The organism is Mucilaginibacter tolerans (assembly GCF_030519375.1).
In the GTDB taxonomy this organism is placed as follows: domain Bacteria; phylum Bacteroidota; class Bacteroidia; order Sphingobacteriales; family Sphingobacteriaceae; genus Mucilaginibacter.
Map to the genome: position 1 here is coordinate 31078 of NZ_JAUMKB010000007.1, position 12407 is coordinate 43484.

General features: G+C 42.7%; 9 protein-coding genes. 5 read left to right on the forward strand and 4 right to left on the reverse strand.

Annotation, left to right across the window (positions count from 1 at the left end; translation table 11 throughout):
• Positions 1 to 6 precede the first annotated feature (6 nt).
• Complete coding sequence (locus Q3A68_RS11440; protein WP_302901221.1) at positions 7 to 1632, forward strand: gliding motility protein RemB; 1626 nt, start codon at positions 7 to 9, stop codon at positions 1630 to 1632.
• A gap of 78 nt (positions 1633 to 1710) precedes the next feature.
• On the opposite strand, the gene dxs is transcribed toward Q3A68_RS11440, so the two are convergent.
• Complete coding sequence (gene dxs / locus Q3A68_RS11445) at positions 1711 to 3639, reverse strand: 1-deoxy-D-xylulose-5-phosphate synthase (RefSeq protein ID WP_302901407.1); 1929 nt, start codon at positions 3637 to 3639, stop codon at positions 1711 to 1713.
• Between the two features lie 180 nt (positions 3640 to 3819).
• On the opposite strand from dxs, the gene Q3A68_RS11450 reads away from it, so the two are divergent.
• The 3 genes from Q3A68_RS11450 (at position 3820) to Q3A68_RS11460 (ending at position 9127) form a co-directional block, all read left to right on the forward strand.
• Complete coding sequence (locus tag Q3A68_RS11450; protein ID WP_302901222.1) at positions 3820 to 4557, forward strand: segregation and condensation protein A; 738 nt, start codon at positions 3820 to 3822, stop codon at positions 4555 to 4557.
• 140 nt (positions 4558 to 4697) lie between these two features.
• The gene (gene glyA, locus Q3A68_RS11455) at positions 4698 to 5972 is read left to right on the forward strand and encodes a serine hydroxymethyltransferase (protein ID WP_302901223.1); all 1275 of its coding nucleotides are present in this window, start codon (positions 4698 to 4700) and stop codon (positions 5970 to 5972) included.
• Between the two features lie 14 nt (positions 5973 to 5986).
• Complete coding sequence (locus tag Q3A68_RS11460) at positions 5987 to 9127, forward strand: PAS domain S-box protein (protein ID WP_302901224.1); 3141 nt, start codon at positions 5987 to 5989, stop codon at positions 9125 to 9127.
• 84 nt (positions 9128 to 9211) lie between these two features.
• On the opposite strand, the gene Q3A68_RS11465 is transcribed toward Q3A68_RS11460, so the two are convergent.
• From Q3A68_RS11465 to rlmN, 3 genes are read right to left on the reverse strand one after another with little or no spacing between them, the layout of a single operon-like run.
• The gene (locus Q3A68_RS11465) at positions 9212 to 9499 is read right to left on the reverse strand and encodes a ComF family protein (protein WP_302901225.1); all 288 of its coding nucleotides are present in this window, start codon (positions 9497 to 9499) and stop codon (positions 9212 to 9214) included.
• Positions 9500 to 9532: 33 nt separating this feature from the next.
• Positions 9533 to 9910 (reverse strand): ComF family protein, encoded by a 378-nt coding sequence (locus Q3A68_RS11470; RefSeq protein ID WP_302901226.1) that lies wholly within the window; start codon positions 9908 to 9910, stop codon positions 9533 to 9535.
• A 27-nt stretch (positions 9911 to 9937) separates the two neighbouring features.
• Entirely contained in the window at positions 9938 to 10999 is a 1062-nt protein-coding gene (gene rlmN, locus Q3A68_RS11475; protein WP_302901227.1) for a dual-specificity RNA methyltransferase RlmN, read from the reverse strand.
• Between the two features lie 169 nt (positions 11000 to 11168).
• Between rlmN and Q3A68_RS11480 the strand changes: the two genes are divergently transcribed.
• On the forward strand, positions 11169 to 12341 hold the full coding sequence (locus Q3A68_RS11480) for an amidohydrolase family protein (RefSeq protein ID WP_302901228.1): 1173 nt from the start codon (positions 11169 to 11171) through the stop codon (positions 12339 to 12341).
• Positions 12342 to 12407 lie beyond the last annotated feature (66 nt).

The window sequence follows — 12407 nt, forward strand, 5'->3', positions numbered from 1 at the left end:
GGCATCATGAAACCTATTTACCATATATATAAAATTGTCTTTGTTGCAGTGCTGAGCATGTTTGTTGTTGATTCGGCACTCGCTCAATCTCAATACCAGCCTTATTCATACGACTTTTATCAAAAGTTGAACTCAGACTTGTATTCAACAAAAAGCCGTGAACATACTTCTATCAAACCGCTGATTATTGATTCTGCATTGAGATCGCATTATGATTCCTTAATGACTTATGGCCTTGACGGTAAGCAACACGCCTGGCTATACAAGAAAATTTTCAACGAGCACCTGATCGATTACAAGAGTTCTAACTCAACATTTTACGGTGATCTGTTACCTGATGTAGGCGTGGGTAGGGATTTGTCGGGTAAGCTGAATACTTATACCCGTGCAGTAGGGTTGCAGTTGGGAGGAACTATCAGCGATAATTTCCAATATTATGTAGCTGGTTACCTGAATAATGCCATTGTACCTGATTATTTGTCAACTTATATTCGACAAGTAGGTATCGTTCCCGGACAGGCTTATGCAAAAACTTACAGCGATAATGGTTATTCCTGGTCGTATATCACAGCAGTAGTTTCCTATACACCCATAAAATACCTGAATATATCGGCAGGCAGGGATAAGACATTTATTGGCGATGGCTATAGGTCGATGCTTTTATCTGATTATGCTTCGCCCTATCCGTTTCTGAAGCTGACGGGCACCTTAGGCAATGTGCGTTATATGGTAATGTGGGCGGATATGAACGATCCGGCATTTACCTCGGCATATGGCGCAGACAGACATAAATTCGGGGTATTCCATTACCTGGACTGGAATGTGAATAACAGGCTTTCGGTTGGTTTATTCGAGAATGTGATGGGCTTTTTTACAGATGATAACGGCGCAAAACGGCCTTTTGATTTCAACTACATCAACCCGATCATCTTCCTGAAACCGGTCAATAATGCAAGTGATGATCCGGATAAATCCTTATTGGGATTGACAGCAAAATACAAACTAACAGATGGCATTACCGCATATGGTCAGTTTGCTTTAAATGAGTTTGTATCGAAAGACTTTTTCTCGAGCGATGGTGCTTCAGTCAATAAATACGGTTGGCAACTAGGCATAAGGGGCGCGAATCTGTTTGGCGTTAAGAACCTGAACTACCTGCTCGAAAGCAATAACGCCAAGCCTTATACTTATTCGGCCAGATCATCCATTGAAAACTATTCTGAAAACAGTGAGCCACTGGCGCATCTCTGGGGTGCAAATTTTAGAGAAATTGTCGGCTTACTGAACTATTCGTACAAACGTTTTGATTTCTCAGCCGAGTTTGATTATGGACATTATGGATTGGATACCGTCGGGATGAATTTTGGTAAAGATATCTTCCAGGTATATACATCACCCGCCAAATTTTTTGGGAATTACACAGGCCAGGGGTTAACCACCAATATGTATTATCTGCAAGGCAAAGTGACTTATTTACTAAATCCGAAATATAATCTGAGAATTGAGTTAGGCGGAATATTCAGGCAGGAACAAAATACTCAATTTAAGGATAGAGCAACTATGCTTACGATCGGTTTAAGAAGCTCGTTCAGGCAGATTTATAACGACCTGGCAAGCTACAGGACGCATTGATTAGATGTGCAAATGGGTGAATATGCAAATTAAGTAATCAAAATCATCTGCACATTTCTGCACCTGTACATTTTCACATCAGGAAGCTATCGTATGCTGGTTCCTTTTGATCCCCATTTTCTTCACCTGTTCCATGATGGCATTTGCATCATAGCCGCATTCAGCCCAAAGCTCAGGTTGTTCCCCGTGTTCTATGAATTCGTCAGGGATACCTAAGCGAACTATTTCAGCCGAATAGTTATTATCGGCCATGAACTCCAGTATGGCGCTTCCCATACCGCCTTCAATACAACCATCCTCAACTGTAATCACCTTGCTGAATTTTTGGAACACTTCGTGCAGCAAATTTTCGTCCAGCGGTTTTACAAAGCGGATATCATAATGTGCCGGATAAAATCCTTCACTATTTAATTCGGCAGAAGCTCTTATCACTTCATTACCTATAGCCCCAATTGACAAAATGGCTACATCTTCGCCATCTGTTACCTTGCGGCCCTTGCCTACCGGAATAGCTTTTAGAGGTCGTTGCCAATCGGGCATAACACCAGTACCGCGAGGGTAACGAATAACGAAAGGTCCCATATCATCCTGTTGTGCGGTATACATCAGGTTTCGCAGCTCCTCCTCATTCATCGGTGCTGAAACGATCATGTTCGGTATGCACCGCATATAAGCCAAATCGTAAGCGCCGTGATGAGTCGGCCCGTCTGCGCCAGCAATACCGGCCCGATCGAGGCAAAATACGACATTCAATTTTTGGATAGCTACATCATGTATCACCTGGTCATATGCCCTTTGCATAAAACTGGAGTAAATATTGCAGAAAGGAATCAATCCCTGAGTAGCTAAACCAGCTGAGAAAGTAACCGCATGCTGCTCGGCGATACCGACGTCAAATGCACGGTCGGGCATGGCCTTCATCATCAGGTTTAATGAGCAACCTGATGGCATAGCGGGAGTGATCCCCATTATCTTGGGGTTCTGCTCTGCAAGCTCGATGATCGTATGACCGAATACGTCCTGGTATTTTGGCGGTTGTGGCTTGTCAGACTTCGATTTCTTAATCTCCCCGGTTATTTTATCGAATAAGCCAGGGGCGTGCCATTTGGTCTGGTCTTTTTCGGCCAAAGCATAGCCTTTGCCTTTTACCGTAACGCAATGCAGCAATTTGGGTCCTGGTATATCGCGCAGATCGCGAAGCACTTTTGCCAGGTGTTTAACATCATGCCCATCAATCGGTCCAAAATAGCGAAACTGCAATGCCTCAAAAAAGTTGCTTTTCTTCAATAGTGTCCCCTTAATGCTCTTTTCGATCTTTTTGGCGAACTTAAAAGCATCCGGTCCCATGGACGATATTTTCGTCAGAACAGTTGCTATATCGTCCCTGAAACGGTTATAGGGTTTCGATGTAGTAATGTCGGTCAGGTATTGTTTCAGCGCACCCACATTCGGGTCTATCGACATGTTGTTATCGTTCAGGATCACCAGGATATTCGAGTTCTCGATACCCGCGTGGTTCAATGCTTCAAATGCCATGCCGGCAGTCATCGCACCATCGCCAATCACCGCGACATGCTGGCGGTCGGTTTCACCTTTATATCTTGACGCAACCGCCATACCCAATGCTGCCGAAACGGAAGTAGAGGAGTGGCCCACGCCAAAAGTATCATATTCGCTTTCTGAACGTTTCGGGAAACCGCTGATGCCTTTATAAACACGGTTGGTATGAAAATTATCCCGTCGACCGGTTAGTATTTTGTGCCCGTAAGCCTGATGGCCCACATCCCATACCAATTGATCGTATGGGGTATTTAAAATGTAATGCAAAGCGACGGTCAGCTCCACCACACCCAAGCTTGCTCCAAAATGACCACCATTTACAGATACCACATCAATGATATACTGACGTAGTTCCTGGCAAACCTGTTCAAGTTGATCTTCAGTAAGTTGTTTTAAATCAGATGGATAGTTGATTTTTTGTAGTAAATCACCGGGCGTAACCTGCATTGACATCCTTATAGAAAATTAAACTTACAAAGTAAGGCATTTAATTTTAAAATTCATGAAAACATACTAATTCGACCCCTAAAATGTTAGCAAAGTAGAATAAGTTGATAATTATTGGACAATTACGTCTGTAACTTTTAACACCTTTGCAGCATAGATAGTTTACGCCAGGGCCTTTTTATGACTGATAACAGTTTCGAAATAAAGTTAGCGCAATTTGAAGGTCCGTTTGACCTGCTCCTCTTTTTCATTGAAAGAGATGAGCTGGATATTCATGATATTCCGATTGCGAAGATTACTGATGATTTCCTGAACTATATCCACCAGATGAACAGTCTGAACATGGAACTGGCCAGCGAATTTATTTATGTCGCTGCTACTCTGATGCGCATCAAGGCAAAAATGCTGCTTCCGCGTTACGCTGCTGAAGAAGATGGCGAACTCGACCCGAAAGCAGAGTTGGTGCGCAAGCTGATCGAATACAAAAGATTCAAGCTGATCTGTGAAGAGCTGCGCCCAATGGAGGAAGAACGCCTGAAACAGGAAAAACGCGGCAATATCACCTTCGACTTACAGCAGGTTGAGAAAACCGCTGTACCCGGAGAAGAATTATCAGAATTGACTTTATATAAATTGATGACGGTATACGACAGAGTGACAAAACGCTTTGCTAGCCGTACAGAAGAGGTAAAACATACCGTAGTTCAGTACCCATATACCATCGAGAAGCAGAAAAAAGCCATAAATGAGCTGTTAATGATCAACAGTAAGATGGACTTTAAAGCCCTTGCCGGCCACTCAGAAAATAAGGTGCACTTCGTATATAATTTCCTTGCAGTGCTGGAAATGCTGCAGCAGGAACTGATCAACATCCAGATCGGTTTAGGATACAATAATTTTTGGATATCTGTTAGGTAGATATGAGATTTGAGACGTGAGACAAAACACGCCAAATATACCCCACAAATCTCGTATAAAAGCTATGGCAAAATCTCCTATCTCAAATCTCGCCTCTCAAATCTAAATTTTACTAACTTAGCGCCGTTTTTAAGCAGAACATGAAAAGAGACAAATTGATATTTAAGCTGTTGGATGAAGAACAGCAACGCCAGGAAGAGGGAATAGAACTTATCGCATCAGAAAACTTTGTAAGCCGCCAGGTAATGGAAGCCGCAGGTTCTGTAGCTACTAACAAATATGCCGAAGGCTTACCCGGCAAACGCTATTACGGCGGTTGCCAGGTAGTTGATGAGATAGAAACCATCGCTATCGAAAGAGCTAAAAAGCTGTTCAATGCGGAATGGGCGAATGTTCAGCCACATTCAGGTGCACAGGCTAATGCTGCTGTTTTGCTGGCTTGCCTGCAGCCCGGCGATAAAATATTAGGTTTTGATCTTTCTCATGGAGGGCACTTAACACACGGTTCACCGGTAAACTTTTCAGGTAAATTATATCAGCCTCATTTTTATGGAGTGAAAAAGGAAACCGGTCGTATCGACTATGATCAACTTAAAAAAGTAGCGCTTGCAGAGAAACCAAAATTGATCATTTGCGGCGCATCTGCTTATTCACGCGATTGGGATTATGAGTTTATCCGCAAGGTGGCTGACGAAGTTGGCGCCTTAGTACTTGCTGATATTGCGCACCCTGCCGGCCTGATTGCAAGAGGTTTATTGACCGATCCGCTTCCGCATTGCCACATCGTGAGCACTACAACGCATAAAACCCTGCGGGGCCCGCGTGGTGGTATGATCATGATGGGTAAGGATTTCCCGAACCCTTGGGGCTTAAAAACACCAAAAGGCGAAATCAAAATGATGTCGGCTATATTGGATATGGCTGTGTTCCCAGGCACACAGGGTGGCCCGCTGGAGCATATCATCGCTGCCAAAGCTGTGGCTTTTGAAGAAGCGTTGAGCGAAGAGTACATGAAGTATGTTGTACAGGTAAAAAAGAATGCCGGCGCCATGGCCCGTGCATTAGTTTCTAAGGGTTACGAGATCATCTCCGGCGGCACTGACAACCACCTGATCCTGATCGACCTGCGAAATAAAAATATCACCGGTAAAGCGGCAGAAAATGCCCTTGTAGCTGCTGATATTACCGTAAATAAAAATATGGTTCCGTTCGATGATAAGTCGCCATTTGTTACCTCTGGCATCCGTGTAGGCACTGCTGCCATCACCACACGAGGCCTCAAAGAGAAGCAGATGGAACACATAGTTGAGCTTATCGACGCCGTAATTATTGACCCGGATAATGAACCTTCTTTGAAAAAAATACGTAAAAAGGTCCATCGGCTAATGGAAGATTTTCCATTATACCGTGATTAGGGATCTGATTACGAATGGCATTACAAGAAAAATTTATTTCTGATACTGAATATCAGCGGTTAAACGCACTTGAGTCTTACAACATTCTGGACACGTTGCCAGAGAAGGAGTATGATGCCATTACACGCCTTGCGTCCTATATCTGCAAGGTTCCTATATCCCTGATTACCTTTATCGATCTGGACAGACAATGGTTCAAATCTAAGGTCGGAATAGACGATGAAGAAACACTACGCTCGGATGCGTTTTGCAATCACACTATCCTGAGTAATGATATCCTTGAAATAAAGGATACCCTGAAGTCAGATGTTTTCAGGGACAACGCTTATGTAAAAAACGAACCGCATATCCGTTTCTATGCAGGAGCGCCATTGATTGATCCTAATGGTTACCGGCTCGGCTCGCTTTGTGTTGTCGATCAGGTCCCACGTGAGTTAACTGATGATCAGCGGGATGCTTTGCGCATACTGGCCTCGGAAGTGATGTCACAATTGATTTTGCGGAGGGAAAAACACCTGGCCGAAGAAAGCCTGATTAAACACGGGGAATTCTACAATCTATTCAATAACTCCGGTGAGGTACATTGTATCACTGATCGAGACTTCAATATCCAGTTAATTAACAATGCTGCTTATAAGACTCTGGGCTATCAACCAGAAGAACTGGTAGGAAAGCCTATATGGAATTTCTTTTTACAGGAAAGCAAGAGTGCTTCGCTCGAAGTATTGCGCAAAGGTATTAAGAGCCAAAAGCGGTTTTTTGAAATAGAAACTCTTGTTGTTACGAAGAACGGAAAGATCAGGTGCATGAGCTGGTCTGTATCCTACAGTCATGATAAATGGTATACCAGCGGCCGCGATATTACCGAACAAAAAGAGATTGCTTCACAACTGGAGCAGCTATCGCTGGTGGCAAGCAAGGTGGATAACGGGGTAGTGATCAGCAATGCCAAAGATGAGGTGGTTTGGATAAATGAGGGGTTTGAAAACCTGACTGGCTATTCGCTGGAAGATGTTGAATCGAAATTTTTAGGTGAAGTATTAAAAGGTAAGCCGAGCAAGAAGGTAACAAATGAACAGATGGATCTCCTGTTACTTCAAAGTCAGCCTTACGAAGTCGATTTTGCAATAAAGCATAAAAATGGCCGCCCGATGTGGATATCTGTCATGAAATCGGTATTGAAGGATGAGCAGGGCGGGGTTGTCAAACAGATCAGAATTATATCAGACATTACAGCAAAGAAGAAAGCTGAGCAGGATTTGGAACTGCTCTCATTTGCTGCGTCAAAATCGTCGACGGGTATGCTGATACGCGATGCAGAGGGTAATGTGATTTGGATGAACGAAGCGCTGGAAATTATTTTCGGTTACTCGCTGGAAGAAATGAAAGGCCGGAAGTTCGGAGACATCCTGGTTGGTCCGGAGACCGACCTCGAGATGTTTGAAAAAGCATCAAAATCCCTTAAGCAAAATAAGCCCTATACTGTCGAAATGAAGGTCTATCGAAAAGGCGGTATACCGACATGGGTATATATCAATAATAGCCCTTTCTTTAATGAAACGGGACAGATTGATCACCATGTAGGCGTGGTGGTTGATATAACCGAGCGTAAACTGGCCGAAGAACGCCTTACCATGTTATCATTGGTGGCAAGCAGCACTACCAGCGGGGTGGTCATCAACAACAAAAATGGTATGGTTGAGTGGGTGAGCAGCGCTTTTGAAAATATAACCGGATATGGATTAGAGGACGTGCAGAATAAACACCTGGGCGATGTATTGAAGGGTGAGCTGACAGATGTAGCGGTAATTGAACAGGCGCGTGAGCTTTCAAAGCTGAAGCAATCATTTGAGGTCGATCTGCAGGTTTATCGTAAGGATGGTAAACCGTTGTGGATATCGGTGATCAACTCTGTTATATTGAATGATAAGAATGAGGTCGAAAAATACATCGAGGTTATTATCGATATAACAGACAAAAAACAAGCCGAGTTTCAGTTGGTAGATGCGAAGGAAGAGGCACAGCAACTAAGCAAGGCAAAAGATATGTTTATATCGGTGCTGAGCCATGAGATACGCACACCACTGAATGCCGTAATTGGTATGTCACGCTTATTGCATGAGGAAAATCACCTGGAGGCCCAGGAAGAAAACCTGAGCATTTTGAAATTCTCAGCAGAGAACCTGATGAACCTGATCAACGATGTGCTTGACTTTACCAAGATCGAAACTGGCAATATTGAACTTGAGTCGGCGGAGGTTAACCTGCGTGAACTGATAGAGGGCATCACCAAATCAATGCAGTTTAGGACAAACGACAAAAATATTTATCTGAAAGGTAATGTGGATGAAGCCGTGCCCCCTACGGTAATAGGCGACAGGACAAGAATATGTCAGATACTATTGAATCTTGCAGGGAATTCTGTTAAATTTACCGAAGAAGGTGGCATCACCATCGACCTTAAGGTAATTGAACAGACCCAGAACAATGTAACAATAAGGTTTGCCGTTAATGATACCGGAATAGGTATCGCAGCCGACAAAATTGATACTATTTTCGAATCGTTTAAGCAAGCCGAAGCAGATACAACACGTAAATATGGCGGAACCGGTTTAGGTTTGGCAATTACCAAGAAGCTGGTTGAGCTACACGGAGCAAGAATCAATGTGGATAGTACGCCGGGCAAAGGGTCAAGCTTTTGGTTTACGGCAAAATTTAGTAAAGGACAAGTACAAGGTAGTGCATACATTAATAATAGTATAGTGGAAACAGAATTACAATTAAACGTTCTGGTTGTTGACGACAACCAGATCAACAGGTTACTCATCAACAAAGTGATCACTAAATGGGGCGCGACGGTTGATTTTGCAGAGAATGGCCTGGAAGCGGTTGCTAAAATTGAAGGCAAGGCTGACTATGACGTGGTGCTGATGGATATTCATATGCCTGTAATGGGTGGTTTGGAAGCTACGGAGATCATCAGATCGAAGAGCGAGGCCTACTTTCAGCAATTGCCGATCATAGCGCTTACCGCCTCTATGCTGACCAGCGAAGTGAATGAGATCACCCGCGCAGGGATGAATGATTACATCCTGAAACCATTTGATCCTAAAGGTTTATACGATAAACTGGCAAGGTATCAGAACGTTAGTTGATCAGAGATTAGTTAATCAGTTAACCGATGATTAGTTGGTTGCAGGACAATCAACGTAATGTTCTAATCACAAAAATCAATGGCACTACTCGGCACAAGCTATCGTAGCAGTACTCAGCTTGGTGCCTTCTGCTTTCAATAATGCGGTGCCGCAGGCCTCCAGTGTAGAGCCTGTGGTCACTACGTCGTCTACCAGTAAAATATGCTTATTGCTTAAAGCCTCAGGATTGGCGAGAGTGAATACCGCCTGCATAATTTCAAACCTTGAAAAGCGCGACTTATGTGTTTGCGTTTCCGTTGCTCTGAGTCGTATCAAATTGTGGTCGTCGACAGGAATTTCCATTTTTTCGGCCAATCCCTCCGCAAAGCACATGCTTTGATTATAACCTCTCTTGCTAAGCCTGTTTTAATGCAACGGGACAGGTATGATCACATCTACAGTTTTAAAAACCAAACTTTTTAATAATTGCTCTGCTGCAATATTACCCAGCGGGTTACCAATCTTTCGTATGCCTTTATATTTAAAATGATGCATCAGGTGCTGAATTCTGCCACCCTTGGCAAAGTAGCATATGGCGTAGGCGTCCTCCAGGTTGACCTTTCCCCAAAATTGCTGTGCCACCATGTTATCCGGCTTTAAGTGAAAATCGGTAAACGGCAGATTGTAGCGGCAATCAAGGCATAACAACTCTTCGCCGGCAACAAGGCTTTCGCCGCAGGCCTGGCAAAGTTCAGGGAATAATAGGGAAACAAAATCGGCCCAATAGCCGGTCTGCAATTTCATGCCATCAATTTAGCAGAAATCTGGCGATCAGGAAACTTTTGCTTTTTCTTTTATAGCCAGCTGTCCGCAGGCTGCGTCAATATCCTTACCGCGGCTACGGCGGACATTGGTTATTATACCCTGTCCACGCAGATAAGCGGCGAACGCTTCGATCTTATCTTCTCCTGCATTAAGATAGTCGGCAAATGCGATGGGGTTATATTCAATAATATTTACCTTACATGGTACATGCTTACAGAATTTAGCTAATTCAGCAGCGTCTTGTAATTCATCATTAAAATTGTTAAATACAATATATTCGTAGGTAACGGGGTTTTTTGTCTTGGCGAAATAATATTTCAATGCGTCTGCCAAGGCCTTTAGCGAGTTTTGCTCATTTATCGGCATGATGGTGTTGCGCTTTTCATCATTGGCAGCATGTAATGATAATGCCAGGTTAAACTTCACTTGGTCATCACCTAGCTTTTTGATCATTTTTGCAATGCCCGCCGTAGATACTGTAATCCGTTTGGGCGACATATGCAGCCCATCTTCAGCAGTAATGCGCTCAACAGATTTCATTACATTGGCATAATTGAGCAGAGGCTCGCCCATACCCATGTATACGATATTGGTTAGCGGAAGACCATAATTTTCTTTAGCTTGCTTATCAATCAATACAACCTGATCATATATTTCGTCTGGGTTAAGATTTCGTTTCCGCTCCATATACCCTGTTGCGCAAAATTTACAGGTTAAACTACAGCCTACTTGTGATGATACACAGGCAGTCATTCGTTCCGGTGCAGGAATAAGTACTCCTTCAATTAAATGATTATCATATAAAATAAAAGAATTTTTTATAGTTTTATCCGCGCTAAACTGTGAGTTGTTAATTTTTACTTTATTGATTATAAAATTTTCATCCAGTTTTTGCCTTAGTTCTTTTGAAATATTGCTCATTTCGTCAAACGAAATGCATGATTTTTTCCACAACCACTCATAAACTTGCTTTGCCCTGAAACTTTTTTCGCCCATTTGAGTAAAATGTTCGTATAAAGCCTCGAGGCTCAGGTTGCGGATATCAATTTTATTCCCACTACTTTTCACAGTGCAAAGGTACGGAAATAAAAAAAGTCTGCCTTTTGTATAAACATTCTTTTGTAATCTTTTAATCAGAACAGCAAGTAGTTAACTATTGTATCTGATAAGAGCAGAGAAGCGGGGCACGAATGTTTAGACGGAAAGCGTTTTGAGCAATAGGTTAATTTAATTTTTAATGAAAAGTTTTAGAGCCGATTACGTTTTCCCAGTTCATGCCGATCCGATTAAAAATGGAGTTGTCACTTTAGATGACCACGGCCGGATCATTTCAGTATCCGACATACCCCCGCCAAATCTAAAACTCAGCGAGATTGAGCATCTGAAAGGGGTTCTGTGTCCGGGTTTCATCAACACGCACTGTCACCTCGAGCTATCTCATCTTAAGGACAAATTATCGCCAGGCAAAGGGCTCATTAATTTCATTAAAGAAATACAATCTGTACGGCAAGCAGACACCGCTACTGTATTAAAAGCTGCTGAAAAGGCAGATAAGGAAATGTATGAAAACGGGATTGTGGCCGTGGGTGATATTTCAAACAGTAATATCAGCGTTGCAATAAAGGCAAAGAGTGACATATACTACCATACTTTTGTTGAGGCTTTTAGTTTTATGCCTGATAAAGCCCAGGAAACCTTTGATAAGGCTATTTCTCTTTTGGGGGAATTCAAAAATCAGTCATGCTCTATTACCCCGCATGCACCTTATTCGGTGTCAAAAGAATTATTCAGGCTGATAAAAAAATACAGTGATACCCATACGAATCTGATCAGCGTACATAACCAGGAAACAGAGGAAGAAAATAAATTTTACCGCTATCGTTTAGGCGGCTTTCTGGATTTGTATGATTACTTCGGTATGGATATCAGCTATTTTAAGTCGCAGGCACGTAACTCACTGCAGTCGATCCTGCCGCTGCTGACTAACAAACAGGATATTTTATTTGTGCATAATACCTACACGAACTTAAAAGACATTTACTTCATAAAACGTTTCGACCGCAAAGTGCATTTCTGTTTTTGTCCGGGTGCCAACCTGTATATCGAAAGCAGATTGCCAAAAATCGACCTTTTTGTCGATCAGGGATTCAACCTCACTTTAGGTACCGATAGCCTGGCCTCAAACAATAAACTTTGTATCCTGAACGAAATGCGCCTGATTCAGGAAAAATTTCCGGCTATAAATTTAGCAAAGCTCATTCAATGGGGTACTTTAAACGGAGCCCGTTATTTAGGTATTGAGGATGACAAAGGTACACTGGAAATAGGTAAGACCCCTGGTTTAAACCTCATCACAGGCTTGGATGGGCTTAAAATCACTGCCGAAAGTAAAGTGCAGAGATTGGTTTAATGGTTGATTTAGTTGAATGGTTAATTAGGTTAAATTGTTTATATTTTTGCAGCATAACTTAATTAA